Origin of the sequence: Ochrobactrum teleogrylli, assembly GCF_006376685.1 — a bacterium.
GTDB lineage: Bacteria > Pseudomonadota > Alphaproteobacteria > Rhizobiales > Rhizobiaceae > Brucella > Brucella teleogrylli.
The window spans coordinates 171087-187737 of sequence record NZ_VEWL01000005.1 but is presented as its reverse complement, the minus strand read 5'-3'; the positions used below and the strand labels follow the sequence as shown (position 1 = coordinate 187737).

Sequence of the window (16651 nt, the reverse complement as noted above, 5' to 3'; positions counted from 1 at the left end):
TACGCCACCTCCGAATGCATTCAATGAATCAAAAGTGATTCGCGCTGTCCAGCGATTTCGTTAACGAGACGTAAAAAAGCCCGTTTGCTGCTGCTGATTTTCTTATGAATCTCAAGCTCTTAACTGGAATCAGTTCGTCAGCTGACGCGCTTAAATCCATGAAAAGACTCATGAAAAACATGCTCGCTCCGAAAGCTTGTCAGACAAGCACTGGCGGGCATAGCTGTTCACCCTGCCAGCCGCGACGAGGCGGCGGGCAGGGGCGAATCATGCTGTTTCGATTGTCGCCAGCGAATCAGGCGAGAGTGCGGTCCACGATGTCGCGCAGGTCGGTGGAAAGCTTCGCCGTACCCGATATGCGGGCAAGAGCGGCACGGGCGTGTTCGCGCCGCGTTTCTTCGAGCGACCGCCACGAACGCATCGAGGTCAGAAGCCGCGCCGAGAGCTGCGGGTTTTCGGGATCGATGGCGAGGATCGTGTCGGCGAAGAACGCATAGGCCGCGCCGTCCTTGCGGTTGAAACCGGTCGGATTCGACGCCGAGAACGAGCCGATCAGCGAGCGCACCCGATTGGGATTGTCGAGCGAGAACAGGCGATGGACGGCAAGCTTGCGCACCGTTTTCAGCGCATTGTCGCCGGGTCGGGTTGCCTGAACATTGAACCATTTGTCCATGACAAGCCCATCGCCGCCGAAACGCTGTTCAAAGCCGGACAGGGCTTCCTGTGCTTCATCCGTATCGCCGAAGCGATGGACGAGAATCGTAAGTGCCGCGAAGCGGTCGGTCATGTTGTCGGCATCTGCATATTGCAGGGCGGCACGACGCTGGTTCTGCTCATGGCGGCTCAGATAATCGAGCAGCGCATTGCGCAAGGAACGCTTGCCTGCGGCTTCCGCATCGGGCGTGAACGCGCCGGTCTGCTTGAGACCGTCGTAAAGTTTCGCGAAATCGGTCGCATAGGCCGATGCAATCGCGGCGATCAAATGGTCACGGCTGGCAAGGATAGCGTCGGGATCGACATTGTCACCCATTTCACGCGCCACGTCGCTTTCGCTTGGAAGCGTCAGGCAGAGTGCGCGGAACGCCGGGTCGAGCGTTTCGTCGGACGCAACGCGACCGACCAGTTCAACTACCTTGGCATTCAGCTCCGGCTGATAACCGCCGCGAACGCGCTTTGCGCCGTCGAGCAGGGCGCGGGTGAGAATGCTGGTCATGGCCTGCCAGCGCGCAACCGGATCGCTGTCGTTCAGCGCCAGAAATGTCAGGTCTTCCTCGGAGAGTGGTGAAGTGAGATTGACCGGCGCGGAAAAGCCGCGCAGCAGCGAGGGAACCGGGCGCGCCTTGATGCCGTGGAAAAGAATGGTTTCAGACGCATGGTGCAGATGGATGACATGGTCATGCACGTCGCCACCTTCCACGGAAGTGGCCTCCATATCCTTGCCGTCTGGCCCAATGAGGCCGAACGCGATTGGGATATGCATCGGCTTTTTCACCGGCTGGCCGGGTGTCGCCGCCAGCGCTTGTTTCAAACGGATGGTGAAGGTTTCAGCCGCCGCATCATAATCGAAATCCGCTTCCACGCGCGGGGTGCCTGCCTGATCGTACCAGAGTGCGAATTGCGCAAAGTCTTGCCCGGAAACGTCGGCGAAAACCTTGATGAAATCTTCGATGGTGGCGGCGTCACCGTCATGGCGCTCGAAATAGAGGTCCATGCCCTTGCGGAACAGGTCCGGCCCGATGATCGTGCGGATCATGCGCACGACTTCCGAGCCTTTTTCATAGACCGTTGCCGTATAGAAATTATTGATCTCGCGGTATTCGCGCGGGCGCACCGGATGGGCGAGGGGGCCGCCATCTTCCGGGAACTGCTGCGCCTTCAGGATCTTCACCTCGGCGATGCGCTTTACCGGGCGGGAGCGCTGGTCGGCAGAGAATTCGTGATCGCGATAGACGGTCAGCCCTTCCTTGAGGCAGAGCTGGAACCAGTCGCGGCAGGTGATGCGATTGCCGGTCCAGTTGTGAAAATACTCATGCGCGATGACGGCCTCAATACCGGCATAATCCACATCGGTTGCGGTTTCCGGGTCGGCCAGCACATATTTGTCGTTGAAGACATTGAGGCCCTTGTTTTCCATCGCGCCCATATTGAAATCCGACACGGCGACAATGTTGAAAACATCGAGATCATATTCGCGCCCGAACTTTTCCTCGTCCCATTGCATGGAGCGCTTCAGCGCATCCATGGCGTAAAGCGCGCGCTTCTCCTTGCCATGCTCGACATAGATGGCGAGATCAACCGGACGTCCCGAAGCGGTGGTGAAATGATCCTTCACGACGCCGAGCGAGCCGGCAACGAGAGCGAAGAGATAGGACGGTTTCGGATGCGGATCGTGCCACACTGCAAAGTGCCGGTCGGCATTGCCTGCCGTCGCGCTGTTTTCAACGGGGTTGCCATTGGCGAGCAGGATCGGCGCGGCTGCGCGGTCGGCTTCGATGCGCACCGTATAGACGGAAAGCACGTCGGGCCGGTCATAATAATAGGTGATGCGGCGAAAGCCTTCCGCTTCGCATTGCGTGCAATAGACGCTGCTGGAGCGATAAAGCCCTGACAGCTGGCGGTTGGTCGACGGGTTGACGGCGGTGACGATTTCCAGCGTGAAACGCTCGCCTTCCGGCAAATCGCTGATGGTCAGGATATCTGGCGTCGCGGCATAGCTGTTATCAGCAAGCGGCGTGCCGTTGATGGCGATGCTGACGAGCTTCAGTTCGTCGCCGTCGAGGACCAGCGGTGTGCCGGGCGCGGTGCCCGGGCGGCGCTCGATGGTCAACTCGGCGCGGACAATGGTGTTTTCCGGCTCCAGCGTGAAGTCGAGTTTAGTTTCCGGTATCGCGTAAGGCGTCGGGCGGTAATCTTCGAGACGAAATGTCTGGCCGGTTTCTGTACGCATTGCGGAACTCTTTCTGTGGACTTCAGAGCATTTCCAGCAAAAGTGCGAAGCGGTTTTGCGTTCGGAAATGCGTAAACACAAATGGATAGAGCGGTTCCGACGATTCCGTCTAAACAGGAACCGCTCTCATGCTGGATTCGTACCCGGCTTTTGCGCAAACGACAAGAAAAGCGCTTGCGTCAATTTAATTTCGCGATCACGCCAAGTCCGGGTGGCGGTTCTCTGCAAACAAGCTTAAGAAATCAATGTGGTCATAATATTCAGGCCACGCTTTTTACGCGGTACGCTTGGGGAATTGCATCGTGAACGCTCGTGCGAGTGCACCTGTTGAGGCGGCAGGGTTGAACTCGAATCCGATGCTCGGCATCGGCCTCAAGATTGCTTCCGTTGCCGTTTTCGTCGGCATGTCCACCATGCTCAAGGCCGCTGACGGCGTGCCGCTTGGGCAGCTGATTTTCTTCCGATCCTTTTTTGCGGTGATTGCCGTTCTGCTCTATCTGCAATGGCGGGGGCAGCTTTCCGGCGCGTTTCGGACGCAGCACGGTTTCAGTCATTTCTGGCGTGGGCTGGTCGGCGTCTGTTCCATGACGATGAGTTTCTTTGCGCTGATGAAACTACCGCTGCCCGAAGCAATCGCCATCAATTATGCCTCGCCGCTGATCACGGTGATTCTCGGCGCGGTCATCCTGCATGAAGTCGTGCGGTTCTATCGCTGGAGCGCGGTTCTGGTTGGCCTGTTCGGCGTGCTGGTGATTATCTGGCCGCGAATGACGCTGTTTTCGCAAGGCAATGTCGGGCAGGACGAGGCGATTGGAGCGCTATCCGCATTGGGTGCAGCTTTCACCTCCGCCATCGCCATGCTGCTGGTGCGGCGTCTGGTGCAGACAGAACGCACGGCAACAATCGTGATCTATTTTTCGCTATCGGCAAGCGTCATTGCGCTGTTTAGCCTGCCTTTCGGCTGGGTCGTGCCGAGCTGGACACAGCTGGCTCTGCTTGTCGGTGCGGGATTTGCGGGCGGCATTGCGCAGATTTTGCTCACCGAATGCTACCGTCATGCGCCGATGTCCACCATCGCGCCCTTTGAATATACGTCGATGTTGCTTGGCCTGTTGATCGGCTTCCTGCTGTTCGGTGATGTGCCGACGCTGGAAATGCTGGTCGGCAGCGTCATTGTGATGGCAGCGGGCGGGTTCATCATCTATCGCGAACACAAGCTCGCGCTCGAACCGCATAAGGTCAACGCGCCGCAAGGCCAGTAAAGATCAGCTTGTCGTTTCCTGCGGCCCTTCGGAACGCGGATCAAGCTGCATGGTTTCCGGCGTGGACTGGCCGTCCGGTGTGTGAAACTTGTATTCGGTTTTCTGCTCGCTGATCGCGGGACGCTGGAGCCTGCGAATGCGCCAGAAGGCGTGCAGGCCATAAACGCCAAAGGCTATGGCCATGGTTACGAAGAAGCCGGAAGGGCCGATGGCATCCATCAGCGGGCCGGAAAGTGCGGGTCCGATCACACTGCCCACACCATAGATGATAAGCAGTCCACCGGAGATTTTGACGAATTCGCTGGCGTCGGCATAGTCATTGGCATGCGCGACATTGAGGCTGTAGATCGGATAGATCACCGAGCCGAACAGGAACATCATCGCATAGATTGCATAAGGCGCGGTCGGGTGGAACAGCACCATGACCAGCGACAATGCGAAGCCGATAAGCCCGGCCAGGACCATGACATAGCGCCGGTCCACGAAGTCAGAAGCGCGACCGAGCGGATATTGGAAAATGGCACCGCCGATCATTGCGGAGGCCAGCATGGTCGCAATGCCGAAGGTCGAAAGACCGTTCATCTCGCCATAGATCGCGGCGAGAAAGTTCCACGTACCGGCGACGATACCGGCGATGAGCGAGCCGATGGCTGCGGCGGGTGAGCGGCGGTAAAGCCCCTTGATGTCGAGCGACACTTGCGTCAGCGGGTTCGGCGATTGGGCACTGGACAAGGCCGTTGGCAGCAGGGCGCTGGCATAGATGATCGCGCAGACGATGAACAGCGTCTGCGTCATCGCATCGCCGAAGGGCAGGATATACTGTCCGCACATAAGCCCGAGCATAGTGATGATCATATAGATCGAGAAAATGCGCCCGCGCGATTCATTGGTCACGCGCTCGTTCAGCCAGCTTTCGATAATCATGTAGCTGCCTGCGAGCGAGAAGCCCGCGACACCACGAAAGATCATCCAGGCCGCCGGGCTGACCACAAGCGCATGAAACAACAGCGCCATCGACAGCAAGGTCAACAAAGCGGAAAACACGCGCACATGGCCGACGCGGCGCACCAGATGCGGCACGACGATACAGCCGATGGTGAAGGCCAGCGAATAGCTTGTTCCCATCCAGCCAATGGTGGTTGTGGACCAGCCTTCCATTCCGCCGCGTAGCGGCAGAAGAATACCCGCGAGGCCACCGGCAAGCAGCATCAGGAACGTGCTTGCAAGCAGGGCGGCGATGGGCAGGAGCTGGCCAGCCATGAAATACTCCGAAACGAAGAGTCTGGATTTTAAAACTACTTGTCGCCGTCAGGCGCTTTGGCAAGCGGCGAAATAGAACAAGTTTGCGGCATGTTGGTGACAAGCATTGCTCTCGTGCGAGAGGCGATGACACCGAAAGGCCGAAATATCAATTGCGTAATTCGTCTAGTTTCAACTTCACGGACAGAAAATCACGCCAGGCAAAACGCTTCTGTGCCGGTGTGCGCAGAAGATAGGCCGGGTGCAATGTCGGCAGCACAGGAATTTCCATGCCGGATGGCGTGCGGTGGATTTTCCAGTTGCCGCGAAGCCGCAATATGCCTTCGGTTGCTCCGGTCAGCGCCTTGCCAGCCGGACCGCCGAGTGCGACCAGTATTTTCGGCGCGGCAAGCTCGATCTGCCGTTCGATGAACGGGCGGCAAAGCTCGGTTTCCAGCGGCGTCGGCGTGCGATTGCCCGGGGGGCGCCAGGGGATCGTATTGGCGATATAAACGCTCTCGCGCTTCAGGCCGATGGATTCGATCATCCGGTTGAGAAGCTGGCCCGATTTGCCGACGAAAGGCAGCCCCTCCATGTCTTCATCGCGTCCCGGCGCTTCGCCGATGAACATGATGTCGGAGGTAGGATCGCCATCGGCAAAGCAAAGGTTCTTCGCGGTGAATTTCAAATTGCAGCCGTCAAATGCCGCAAGCTTCTCGCGCAGTTCGTCCAATGTCGCAGCTTGCGCCGCGGCCTCCCGGGCCAGGGCGATCTGGGCCGTATCGGGCACGTCGGCTGCGGCCTGAACAGGCCTGCTTTCCGGCGAAGGCGTTGCGGCGGCCGAGGGTTGCTGCCAGTTTTGCGAACGGCGTTGCTGGTTGGGTTGCTGCTGTGGCGGGCGAGGGTGATCTGTGGCCTGCATGTCCGGTCGTGGCGCGGCAGGCGCACGCTGCGCTTCGGCAAAGCGGTCAATCGGTGTTTCCGAGAGCGGCATGTCAACGCCCGCTTCCGCATAGAAGCGGAGCAAGCCTTCCATATCCAGTATCTCGCGGCCATCAGTCATTTTGTACCTCAATAGATGAGGTGGCGAATTTTGACCGCGAATGCAAGAGCGCGTCTTGCTTTTCGCCATCAAACCGCCGACTAACACTACAGTTGCATTCTTCGTGATGCCGGTCTGCAACGAGCAATTTCCTGTGCTCCGGTGCTCACGTACCCAATAGTACGCTCCGCTCCGGTGCTCGAAAATCACTCGTTTCGCCACGGCCTGACGAATTTGCAACTGTAGTGCTAACCACCGGAAGCTTGCCGGGGAAGTGAAAACCACCCCGGTCGCGACAAAAAATCCGGCGTTCTGATTTCAAACAATTGAAATTGACGTTTACGTCAAAGTAAATATGATTAAACGCAGTCAGACGCTGATTTTGGACAATTGGACGCATTTGCGACAGGGACTAACTCTGTAAGAGGTTAAGGCGAATGACGGGAACAGGTAAATCCAATCGGATGCCAATCATTACTGGCCAATGCGCTGGTTGATGGGTATTCGCAAGGGGATTATGCGTAAAAACAATTGGATGCATCATCTCGCTGTCGTAATGAGACGATGATGGCATACCGAACGGAGGGATGAATGTCCGAAGCCCCAGAACATGCGAACCAGGAGCTTCCCGAACGCGAGAGCATGGAATTTGACGTTGTGATCGTCGGCGCGGGTCCTGCGGGCCTTGCGGCAGCGATCCGTCTGAAGCAGGTCAATCCAGAGCTTTCCGTCGTGGTCCTTGAAAAGGGCGGGGAAGTCGGTGCGCATATCCTGTCTGGCGCGGTTGTCGATCCGGTGGGCATCGACCAGTTGCTGCCGGACTGGCGGGACGACGAGGGGCACCCTTTCAAGACGCCGGTGACGGACGATCATTTCCTGCTGCTCGGCCCTGCCGGTTCGGTGCGTTTGCCGAATTTCGCCATGCCGCCATTGATGAACAATCACGGCAATTACATCGTGTCGCTCGGCAATGTCTGCCGCTGGCTTGGCACGAAAGCGGAAGAACTTGGCGTCGAAATCTACCCGGGCTTTGCCGCAACCGAAGTGCTTTACAATGACGAAGGCGCGGTCATCGGTGTCGCCACTGGCGACATGGGCGTCGAGCGCGACGGCACGCATGGGCCGAACTATACGCGCGGCATGGCGCTGCTCGGCAAATATACGCTGATTGGTGAAGGCGCGCGCGGGTCGCTGGCCAAGCAGCTGATCTCGAAGTTCAGGCTTGATGAAGGCCGCGAGCCGGGCAAATACGGTATCGGCCTCAAGGAATTGTGGCAGGTCGATCCGTCCAAGCATAAGCCGGGTCTGGTCCAGCATTCGTTCGGCTGGCCGCTCGACATGAAGACCGGCGGCGGTTCGTTCCTCTATCATCTCGAAGACAATATGGTTGCGGTCGGCTTTGTGCTGCACCTCAACTACAAGAACCCGTATCTGTCGCCGTTTGAAGAATTCCAGCGTTTCAAGACGCATCCGGCGATCAAGGATGTTTTCGAAGGCGGCAAGCGCCTGTCCTATGGCGCCCGCGCGATTACCGAAGGCGGCTTCCAGTCGGTGCCGAAACTGTCCTTCCCGGGCGGCGCGCTGATCGGTTGCTCGGCAGGTTTCGTAAACGTGCCGCGCATCAAGGGCAGCCACAATGCGGTTCTGTCCGGCATTCTCGCCGCCGACAAGCTGGCGGAAGCCATTGCAGCCGGTCGCGCCAATGACGAACCGGTCGAGATCGAAAACAGCTGGCGTTCGAGCCTGATCGGCAAGGACCTGAAAAAGGTCCGCAACGTCAAGCCGCTGTGGTCGAAGTTTGGCACAGTGGTGGGCGTCGCTCTCGGCGGTCTCGATATGTGGACGAACCAGCTGTTCGGCTTCTCGTTCTTTGGCACGCTGAAGCATGGCAAGAACGACGCGCAGTCGCTCGAACCGGCGGCAAAGCACAAGAAGATCGACTATCCGAAGCCGGATGGTGTTTTGACTTTCGACCGTCTGTCGTCTGTGTTTCTGTCGAACACCAATCATGACGAGAATGAACCAATCCATCTGCAAGTCCGCGATATGCAGTTGCAGACGACGTCGGAACACGATGTCTTTGCAGGCCCATCGACACGCTATTGCCCGGCAGGCGTTTATGAATGGGTGGACAAGGACGGCAATTCCGCTGCCGATCCGAGCGCCAAGGATGTTCGTTTCGTCATCAACGCGCAGAACTGCGTGCACTGCAAGACTTGCGACATCAAGGATCCGAACCAGAACATCAACTGGGTGCCGCCACAAGGCGGCGAAGGACCGGTCTATGTGAACATGTAAGTGTTCACATTTGAGACCGTGTCCGTCTCGTCCGCCGCTGTAAAAGTGTCGGCGAAGGACTGGTCTATTAAGGCGGCCATTGGCCGCCTTTTTTATTGAAGCATGACGGACTGCGTTTCCGGTTCGTCTTCGTCCGGGCACACCGGGGCTGGGACCGAAAAGTCCAGCCGAACGGGCAGGTGATCCGACCCGGCATCTTCGCGGGCTGCAGCCCTGGGCGCAACAATATCCGGGCTTGTGAAAATCTGATCGATAGGCAGGCCGAGAAAAGGCGCCAGCGACACCGGCAGGAACGACGGGAACCAGCTTCCCCCGATGCCTGTCATATGTGCGGTCTTCGACGCGGCCTCAATCCGGCGAACGGTATTGCTCCACGGCACGGCATTCAGATCACCAGCGATGATCGTCGGCCCAGCCAACTCCCTTAAGCTCGGCTCTATGAAGCCAAGCTGATAGGGCTGCCAGCGCGGCCATGGCCATGAAAAATGCAGTGAAGCTACGTTGACATGCGTGCCGCCGAGATCGACGGGGGCGATAGCGAGCACGCCATCACCGATGCAAACAGGTTGTGCGCCTTCAACGAAAGGACGGCGGGACAGTATACCCACGCCCCAAGTGCGGGGATCCTTACGGCAATGCAGGCGATAGGGATAAGTCCCTTGGAGAATATCGAGCCACTTCGTCCACTGCTCGCTGGCTTCCTGATAGGTGATGATGTCCGGCTTTTCGCGAGCGATCATTTGCAAGATGCGCTTTGGCTCCGGATTGTCCTCCCGCAGATTGATCTGAACGAGGCTATAGCGCGGCCCTGTTGCTTCGGCTGAGGTTGCGCCTGCCGTACCGCTGAGAAAATCACGCGCCATGCCGAGCGTGGTGCTGAGCGCCATGATGGCGAACAGCAGCAACATCGCACCTTCGCGCCGCATCTTGGTGAACAGCAGCGGCAGAGCCAGCACGATCATCAGAACCGCGAGATGTGCCCGAAAATGCGAAAACGAATCGAGCGCCGGATGGACCGCACCGAGAAATCCCAGCACGAGCGGGATGGATACCGCTACAGCGGCAAGCAGCAACAGGAAGGGGATATTCTCACGGCTCTTCGACATGAGATGCCTTTAGGGATGGATTACGGCGTGATGATGGAAGGAGGGCAGTAGGGGAATAAGGGAATAAGGGAATAGGGGAGTACGGGAGTATGTTGGTGCTGAGGCCGCATTCCCAAAGACCTACTCACCTATTCCCTTACTCCCCTACTGCCCTAACCTCACTGGAACGCCGTCTCGTAGAAGCTTCGAAGCTTGCGCGAATGCAGCCTTTCATCCGGCATGGCGGCGATCTTTTCCACCGCGCGGATACCGATGCGCAGATGCTGCGCCACCTGCCGCTTGTAGAACTCGGTCGCCATGCCCGGCAGCTTCAACTCGCCGTGCAGTGGCTTGTCCGAAACGCAGAGCAGGGTGCCGTAGGGTACGCGGAAGCGGAAGCCGTTGGCGGCGATGGTGGCCGATTCCATGTCGAGCGCAACGGCGCGTGCCTGCGAAAGACGCTGCACCGGGCCGCGCTGGTCGCGCAGTTCCCAGTTGCGATTGTCGATGGTGGCAACGGTGCCGGTACGCATGATGCGCTTGAGATCATAGCCTTCGAGGCCGGTGATTTCTTCGACCGCTTCTTCCAGCGCGACCTGAATTTCCGCCAGCGCGGGCAGGGGAACCCAGACCGGCAGGTCGTCGTCGAGAACGTGATCCTCACGCATATAAGCGTGGGCCAGCACGTAATCGCCAAGCTGCTGGCTGTTGCGCAGGCCTGCGCAATGGCCGAGCATCAGCCATGCATGCGGACGCAGCACGGCAATATGGTCGGTGATTGTCTTGGCGTTGGAAGGTCCAACGCCGATATTCACCATGGTGATGCCGGAATGGTCGGAGCGCTGCAGGTGATAGGCTGGCATCTGCGGCAGGCGTCCCAATGGGGTGCCGCTGCTTGGCGCGGTTTCGCCCGCACGGGTAATGAGATTGCCCGGTTCCACGAATTGTTCGTAACCGCCGCCGCCCTGCGCCATCAAATCGCGGGCATAGGCGCAGAACTCATCCATGTAGAACTGGTAGTTGGTGAAGAGCACGAAGTTCTGGAAATGCGCCGGGCTGGTCGCCGTGTAATGCGCCAGCCGGTGCAGCGAATAATCAATGCGCTGTGCCGTGAAGGGCGCAAGCGGCATCGGTTCGCCCGGCGCGGGTTCAAAGTCTGCATTGACGATCTTGTCGTCGGTGGCCGCCAGATCCGGCACGTCGAACAGATCGCGCAGCGGATGCTGGAAGGCGCTCGCGACCGAGGCCTCCACATAGGTGCCTTCCATGAAGGCAAAATGGATCGGGATCGGTGTGGACGATTCGCGCACCGTAACCGTCACGCCGTGATTGCGCATCAGCAGGCGGATTTGCTCGGTCAGATAATGGTCGAACAGGTCGGGACGGGTAATGGTGGCGGAATAATCGCCCGGCGTCGAAACATGGCCAAAAGCCAGACGCGAATCCACATGCGCGAAGCTCGACGTGGAAAGGCAAATCTCGGGGTAGAAGGCGCGGTATCGCTGGGCACGTATTTCCCCGCGCGCCACTTTCTCGAAAGCATTGCGCAGAAAACCCGTATTGCGCTCGTAAAGCTTTTGCAGCGCGGCAACCGCCGCGCTCGCATCGGTAAACACCTCCGGCTCGACCGGCGACGGCGTTTTGATTTCATTGAGAAATGATTGTTCGATTCGCTGTGTCATGGCTTAGTATAGCAGAGTCCATGACCATAAAATGAAGCAGATTATGCGGTGCGTTGCAGGCTGACATAAAGCACCAGGCCGACGCCACTCATCTTGGTGTGCTCGCCGATTTGCATATAGGCGAAGGTTGCTGCCGGGCCGGTGAAAATCGCTGTGAATAGGAATACGCGCAGCGCGATTGCGGCACTGGAACGAATGGTTCTGGTCATGGCTGTTTCCCCGTCTTGACCTGCATGGAAGCCAGCGGGCCGAACATCGTCTGGTCACGATAGCTATCGTGTTTCCTGTCTGCGAAGACGCCGGCGACAACCGCCAATCCGGCAATGAGCAGACAAACGATCGTCAGGCGCCTGAGCAACATGAAAGCCCCCAAAAGGTTCAAATCCGTCCTTGTTGTTGCCCAGTTTAGCGAGCGCGCCTGAACCGCAGCTGATACGGTCGTTCATGTGCGGTTCAAAAATATTGATGTTCCGTTAAATGCGCCGGATTGGTCTTGTGCCTGTCGAAATGGGTCTTATGTTTCCCATCATTGGAACGCGGGACGCCTCCCGCACAAATCTGCTGCACACATTCGAACGAGTTGGAGAAAGCCCATGGTTGAACAGACAAAGCCTATCGAGCTGTACTATTGGCCAACGCCGAATGGCGTCAAAATCAGCATCATGCTGGAGGAACTGGGCGTTCCTTACGAGGTCAAATATGTCAATATCGGCAAGGGCGACCAGTTCAAACCGGACTTCTTGAAGATTGCCCCAAACAACCGCATGCCAGCTATCATCGATCCTGAAGGTCCGGGCGGCGAACCGATCTCGGTTTTCGAATCCGGCGCTATTCTCCAATATCTTGGACGTAAGTTCGGTAAGTTTTACCCGACTGACGAACGCAAGCGCGTGGCCGTCGACGAATGGCTGATGTGGCAGATGGGCGGGCTGGGGCCGATGTCCGGGCAGGCGGGGCACTTCCGTCTCTATGCGCCGGAAAAGGTGCAGTATGGCATCGACCGCTATACCAATGAGGTCAACCGTCTTTATGGCGTGCTGAACCGTCAGCTCGAAGGCAAGGATTATATCACCGGCGAATATTCCATCGCGGATATGGCCAGTATCGGCTGGGTGAATGCTTTCAAGAACTACGAGCAGAACCTCGATGATTTCCCGAACGTGAAGCGCTGGCATGAAACCATGAACGCGCGTCCGGCCGTCGCGCGCGGTCTGCTTGTCGGTAAGGAAGAGCGCGAAAAATCCAATCTCGCTAACGACAAGGAAGCGCAGAAGATTCTCTTCGGCCAGAAAGCGCGCTAAACGCGGAATAAAAGGAAAGGGCGGCTATTCAGGCCGCCCTTTTCGTTTGGTGACTGTTGCCGCCGCGATTATTGGCGCGTCAGGCTTTCGCTCTTGCAGATCAGGCCGCCGAGTACGCATCCCGACAGCGATAGTGTGTTGCCCTTCACCGATGCCTTGCCCGTATAGGTCTTGCCTTCGTCGAGCTTGTTGACTTCGCCCTTGTAGCTGCCACCCGTGCCGGACATGGTGCCGATGGACTTGCCCTTGTACTCGCCGGTCATGACCGTGCCGCAGAATTTGTTGCCGCCGCAGGACGCATAGCTGATGATGGTACCGTTCGGGCGCTTCCAGCTGCCCACAATGCCTTCCTCCGCCAAGGCGGACGCGGCGAAACTGGCTGCAAGTGTCATTCCAAGAATAAGAGTGCGGATCATTCATTCCTCCCAATGTGCGCCAGTCCCGCTCCATCGGGATATGGCGCAAACCGCTTCGTTCATTTGCTGTGGTCGCCGTAACCGGGGCCTTTGCCTGATCGCAAAGCCTCGGATTGCGCCGGTTTTGCAAGACGACAGTGTTCTCCCCCAATCGCCACGACTTACGCAAACGTAAACGTAAACGAGATTTCGCAAGAGCGGAAGTGGAATTTTCACTCTCGCGGGAGCGTTGGTGAAGGGATTCTCTGCGCATGTGTAAACGTCGAAATGCACCAATCCGACGGACAGCGTTTGTCCTATGGTTATCATCCGGTTTCCATGCACCGAGCGGATTTGAATTGAATTTTTGGAAAAACCCAGCAATCCGCGAGGCTTGGATGTTTAACAAAATCCCAAGTTTACACCTTGTTGGGATTTTGTTGGTCAGACGTTAAGCATCTGGTTTAACGCGCATTTCAGCCCTGAGCTCTATTCTCGACATCATGAACGGAACGACAGAGACGGCGTTTTCAAAGCGGTAGCAACCGCCACGAAAGAAAGACCGGACGGTTCTCGGGATTTAACAGGGACAAAGAAAAATGGCACAGTTTCAGAGCTTTACGCAGCAGCAAAAGATCGCCTCGCAGGACCGCATTCTTCTGGAAATGGGCATGAAGTTTGCAATCGGTCGTGATTGCGAGATCGACGTGGTCGCAGCCCATAAGTGGCTCAACATCGCTGCCATTCGCGGCAACGAGAAGGCCGCCCGGATGCGCAATCAGGTTGCCGCTACAATGAGCAAGACTGAACTGGCTGCAGCCCTTCGCGATGCACGCGAATGGATGACCACGCACTGATACTGCGAAAGTCATGACCGGAAACAAAAGCCGCCTTCGAAGGCGGCTTTTGTGCATCAGCTCATGCCGAGATAGCGGCCCGGCTTGTGATTGATCGCGATGATGAGGTTCATCGCCACTGCGCCCAGCAGGGACAGCGCCATGTTCTGCCACGGGATGAAGAACAGTGATGCCAGCATGATCACCAGATCAAGGCCGAGCTGAAACCAGCCCGCCCGAATTTTATAAGCGTCCTGGAGATAGAGCGCCAGAATATTGACGCCGCCGACGCCGGAGCGGTGGCGGAAAAGTGCCAACACACCCATTCCCATCAAGGTGCCGCCCATCAGCGCTGCAAACAGCGGATTGACCGTGCTGAAATCGACGCTCTGCGGTATCAGCCATGCAAAACCCGACAACATGCCGACCGCAACGAAGGTGCGGATCGTGAATGGCCATCCCATGCGCCGGATGGCAAAATAATAGAACGGCAGGTTGATCAGGAAATAGAGAAGGCCGAAATTTGTGCCCGTCGCATAGTGAATGAGAAGGGCGATACCGGCGGTGCTGCCGGTCATCAAAGTTGCATGACTGTAGAGATTGATTCCGAGCGCGATGAACGACGTGCCAATGAGCATGGCCATCGCGTCTTCGTAGAGGCGATGACGGTCGTGGCTCATTGTATTGGGCACACCGGCAAGCGGAGCGGCGCTATCTGCGATATTGGCCACGTTCGGACTCCAGCAGCGAGAGCCGGGAAACCGGCTCAAAAGTCAAAAGCCGGATTGGGTCCGGCGCTCGTTTAACAGATGATTGCGCTGTGCCGATAGGGTCGTTGTTGCGATGATCGTACACGAGCGTCAAGTCTTGGGAGACGCATGGAATATAGCAGTGCCAGAGCGCCTTGGCATCATTTGCAATATTGCTATTTTACGCCTGCCTTTATCGGCTCGCTACTTTTTATGGTTGGTTTGCTTTTGTTTTGTTTCGCGACGAATGCTGTCGAGAAAAGCGTCCACTTCGCGGGGCTCGCGTAAATGGCGCTTTATGAGGTGATTTGGGGGCTCTTCCATGAATTTCACGGCGCGAATCCGCCCATTTTTGCGATAATCGACCACCCATTTGATGAAATCCCAGTCAAAACGCTCCGGGCAGCCTTCGCCCATATCCGGTCGGGTGCGGCCATGATATTTCGCGATGCGCCTGATGACCCGCCAGAGGCGGCGGCCCGTCGAAATGTCGAGAAAGATGAGCATGTCGGCGCGTGAGGCGCGATAGGGCATGGTATGGCTATGATTGCCTTCAAAGACCCAAGCCTCGCCATCCGCCGCTTCCTTTGTCAGACGCGCGATTTCATCCAGCGAACGCATCACCCAGCCGGGCTGCCAGTAGATGGTGTCGATGTGGATGACCGGCAGGTCCAGCATCTGGCCCAGTTCCCGCGCCAGCGTCGATTTTCCTGAACCGGCGCCACCGATAATCATGATACGCTGTGGCATCGTCCACCGTCCTTAATGCAGTTTCTGCTTAAATAGAATGGGGTCAATTTGATGACGTTACTATGTCGTTACTATGAAGGTGGTAACCATAACGGGCCGAAAATGATCGTTAGAAAATTTGTATTGCCAGAGCCTGTAATATTAAGCAAACGATTGACAGTCAATTTTGCCAGGAGCAATGTTGGCGCGGAAAAGGAATGAACAGGAGCAACAGGTTGGGCCTGCGTTCTTCTTAATTCCGGCATATGCTGAGGAATATAGAATCCCTGCATATGCAATAGAGATCGGTCGGGAAGCATCAATCCGGTGTCTCGCGATCCAAGGGGCCGTATTCGATAGGGAGTGACGCAATGTCCATTCGAACCATCACAGCTTTGGCAGGCACCGCCATCATTATGGGTGCAGCGGCTTTTACCTTCTCGTCGCCTGCAAGCGCGTTGACGATGAAGGAATGTAGCACCAAGTATCAGGCCGCCAAAGACGCCGGAACGCTCGGCAATCTGAAGTGGAACGACTTCCGCAAAGCGCAGTGCGGCGACGACGATACCGCAGCTGCTCCGGCGGCACCTGCCGCAGCAGCGCCAGCCGCCAAGGCTGCAAAAACGGCAGCTCCTGCCGCTGATGACAGCGCCAAGGGCCTGACGATGAAGCAGTGCAGCGCCAAATATCAGGCTGCCAAGGACGCAGGCACAGATGGTGGCGTGAAGTGGAACGATTTCCGTAAGGCCGAATGCGGCGCTGGTGCCGATCCGGTTGCGCTCAGCACGGATGGCAATAGCGAACCTGCTGCACCAACCGTCGCGGCTCCAAAGGGCGTGAAGTTCCCAACTGCCGTTTCTGCGAAATATTCGAATGAATCGGCTGGCAAGGCGCGCATGCACACCTGCCTTGAGCAGTATCACGCATTGAAGGATGCCAATGCACTTGGCGGCCTGAAGTGGGTGCAGAAGGGCGGCGGCTATTACAGCCTTTGCAATGCACGCCTCAAGGGCAATTCCTGATCTAAAGCATGTCTCCCGAAGTGGGAACCAGTTTCGGGAGACATGCGTAAAAACAAAAGCTTAA

At 57.3% G+C, this 16651-nt stretch carries 15 protein-coding genes; 5 read left to right on the top strand and 10 right to left on the bottom strand.

Annotated elements, in window-relative coordinates; translation table 11 throughout:
* Positions 1–295: 295 nt before the first annotated feature.
* The gene (gene pepN / locus FIC94_RS10795; RefSeq protein WP_140024863.1) at positions 296–2947 is read right to left on the bottom strand and encodes an aminopeptidase N; all 2652 of its coding nucleotides are present in this window, start codon (positions 2945–2947) and stop codon (positions 296–298) included.
* A 356-nt stretch (positions 2948–3303) separates the two neighbouring features.
* Between pepN and FIC94_RS10790 the strand changes: the two genes are divergently transcribed.
* A complete protein-coding gene (locus tag FIC94_RS10790) occupies positions 3304–4209 on the top strand; it encodes a DMT family transporter (protein WP_140024921.1) in 906 nt (301 codons plus the stop codon).
* 3 nt (positions 4210–4212) lie between these two features.
* On the opposite strand, the gene FIC94_RS10785 is transcribed toward FIC94_RS10790, so the two are convergent.
* Positions 4213–5469: an MFS transporter gene (locus tag FIC94_RS10785; protein WP_121535534.1), complete on the bottom strand. Its 1257-nt coding sequence runs from the start codon at positions 5467–5469 to the stop codon at positions 4213–4215.
* 148 nt (positions 5470–5617) lie between these two features.
* Positions 5618–6511 (bottom strand): uracil-DNA glycosylase, encoded by an 894-nt coding sequence (locus tag FIC94_RS10780; RefSeq protein WP_140024862.1) that lies wholly within the window; start codon positions 6509–6511, stop codon positions 5618–5620.
* Between the two features lie 570 nt (positions 6512–7081).
* Here FIC94_RS10780 and FIC94_RS10775 point away from each other — a divergent pair.
* Positions 7082–8788, top strand: coding sequence for an electron transfer flavoprotein-ubiquinone oxidoreductase (locus FIC94_RS10775; RefSeq protein ID WP_140024861.1), 1707 nt, complete (start codon positions 7082–7084; stop codon positions 8786–8788).
* Between the two features lie 92 nt (positions 8789–8880).
* Here FIC94_RS10775 and FIC94_RS10770 read toward each other — a convergent pair whose 3' ends face one another.
* The 4 genes from FIC94_RS10770 to FIC94_RS22415 all read right to left on the bottom strand — a co-directional run bounded on the left by FIC94_RS10770 (position 8881) and on the right by FIC94_RS22415 (position 11916).
* Positions 8881–9894 (bottom strand): endonuclease/exonuclease/phosphatase family protein, encoded by a 1014-nt coding sequence (locus FIC94_RS10770; protein ID WP_140024860.1) that lies wholly within the window; start codon positions 9892–9894, stop codon positions 8881–8883.
* A 158-nt stretch (positions 9895–10052) separates the two neighbouring features.
* Positions 10053–11555, bottom strand: a complete 1503-nt coding sequence (locus FIC94_RS10765; protein ID WP_121535546.1) for an AMP nucleosidase — start codon at positions 11553–11555, stop codon at positions 10053–10055.
* A gap of 41 nt (positions 11556–11596) precedes the next feature.
* The gene (locus tag FIC94_RS22420) at positions 11597–11764 is read right to left on the bottom strand and encodes a hypothetical protein (RefSeq protein ID WP_171318949.1); all 168 of its coding nucleotides are present in this window, start codon (positions 11762–11764) and stop codon (positions 11597–11599) included.
* Positions 11761–11916, bottom strand: coding sequence for a hypothetical protein (locus FIC94_RS22415; protein WP_167836020.1), 156 nt, complete (start codon positions 11914–11916; stop codon positions 11761–11763). Before FIC94_RS22415 ends, FIC94_RS22420 begins: the two co-directional genes overlap by 4 nt.
* A gap of 232 nt (positions 11917–12148) precedes the next feature.
* On the opposite strand from FIC94_RS22415, the gene FIC94_RS10760 reads away from it, so the two are divergent.
* Positions 12149–12856, top strand: coding sequence for a glutathione S-transferase N-terminal domain-containing protein (locus FIC94_RS10760; protein WP_109368624.1), 708 nt, complete (start codon positions 12149–12151; stop codon positions 12854–12856).
* 68 nt (positions 12857–12924) lie between these two features.
* Here the strand turns inward: FIC94_RS10760 and FIC94_RS10755 are convergent, their stop codons facing one another.
* Complete coding sequence (locus FIC94_RS10755) at positions 12925–13272, bottom strand: DUF2147 domain-containing protein (protein WP_140024859.1); 348 nt, start codon at positions 13270–13272, stop codon at positions 12925–12927.
* 578 nt (positions 13273–13850) lie between these two features.
* Here FIC94_RS10755 and FIC94_RS10750 point away from each other — a divergent pair.
* On the top strand, positions 13851–14108 hold the full coding sequence (locus FIC94_RS10750; protein ID WP_109368626.1) for a hypothetical protein: 258 nt from the start codon (positions 13851–13853) through the stop codon (positions 14106–14108).
* A gap of 56 nt (positions 14109–14164) precedes the next feature.
* Here the strand turns inward: FIC94_RS10750 and FIC94_RS10745 are convergent, their stop codons facing one another.
* Positions 14165–14818, bottom strand: coding sequence for a YitT family protein (locus FIC94_RS10745; RefSeq protein ID WP_140024858.1), 654 nt, complete (start codon positions 14816–14818; stop codon positions 14165–14167).
* A gap of 222 nt (positions 14819–15040) precedes the next feature.
* On the bottom strand, positions 15041–15586 hold the full coding sequence (locus tag FIC94_RS10740; protein ID WP_140024857.1) for a P-loop NTPase family protein: 546 nt from the start codon (positions 15584–15586) through the stop codon (positions 15041–15043).
* Between the two features lie 350 nt (positions 15587–15936).
* Between FIC94_RS10740 and FIC94_RS10735 the strand changes: the two genes are divergently transcribed.
* Entirely contained in the window at positions 15937–16587 is a 651-nt protein-coding gene (locus tag FIC94_RS10735; protein ID WP_140024856.1) for an antifreeze protein, read from the top strand.
* The last annotated feature ends 64 nt before the right edge of the window (positions 16588–16651 follow it).

Excerpts from the sequence above, each read along its gene's own strand:
- pepN (WP_140024863.1), bottom strand. The coding sequence starts at position 2,947 with ATGCGTACAGAAACCGGCCAGACATTTCGTCTCGAAGATTACCGCCCG.
- FIC94_RS10790 (WP_140024921.1), top strand. The coding sequence starts at position 3,304 with ATGCTCGGCATCGGCCTCAAGATTGCTTCCGTTGCCGTTTTCGTCGGC.
- FIC94_RS10785 (WP_121535534.1), bottom strand. The coding sequence starts at position 5,469 with ATGGCTGGCCAGCTCCTGCCCATCGCCGCCCTGCTTGCAAGCACGTTC.
- FIC94_RS10780 (WP_140024862.1), bottom strand. The coding sequence starts at position 6,511 with ATGACTGATGGCCGCGAGATACTGGATATGGAAGGCTTGCTCCGCTTC.
- FIC94_RS10775 (WP_140024861.1), top strand. The coding sequence starts at position 7,082 with ATGTCCGAAGCCCCAGAACATGCGAACCAGGAGCTTCCCGAACGCGAG.
- FIC94_RS10770 (WP_140024860.1), bottom strand. The coding sequence starts at position 9,894 with ATGTCGAAGAGCCGTGAGAATATCCCCTTCCTGTTGCTGCTTGCCGCT.
- FIC94_RS10765 (WP_121535546.1), bottom strand. The coding sequence starts at position 11,555 with ATGACACAGCGAATCGAACAATCATTTCTCAATGAAATCAAAACGCCG.
- FIC94_RS22420 (WP_171318949.1), bottom strand. The coding sequence starts at position 11,764 with ATGACCAGAACCATTCGTTCCAGTGCCGCAATCGCGCTGCGCGTATTC.
- FIC94_RS22415 (WP_167836020.1), bottom strand. The coding sequence starts at position 11,916 with ATGTTGCTCAGGCGCCTGACGATCGTTTGTCTGCTCATTGCCGGATTG.
- FIC94_RS10760 (WP_109368624.1), top strand. The coding sequence starts at position 12,149 with ATGGTTGAACAGACAAAGCCTATCGAGCTGTACTATTGGCCAACGCCG.
- FIC94_RS10755 (WP_140024859.1), bottom strand. The coding sequence starts at position 13,272 with ATGATCCGCACTCTTATTCTTGGAATGACACTTGCAGCCAGTTTCGCC.
- FIC94_RS10750 (WP_109368626.1), top strand. The coding sequence starts at position 13,851 with ATGGCACAGTTTCAGAGCTTTACGCAGCAGCAAAAGATCGCCTCGCAG.
- FIC94_RS10740 (WP_140024857.1), bottom strand. The coding sequence starts at position 15,586 with ATGCCACAGCGTATCATGATTATCGGTGGCGCCGGTTCAGGAAAATCG.
- FIC94_RS10735 (WP_140024856.1), top strand. The coding sequence starts at position 15,937 with ATGTCCATTCGAACCATCACAGCTTTGGCAGGCACCGCCATCATTATG.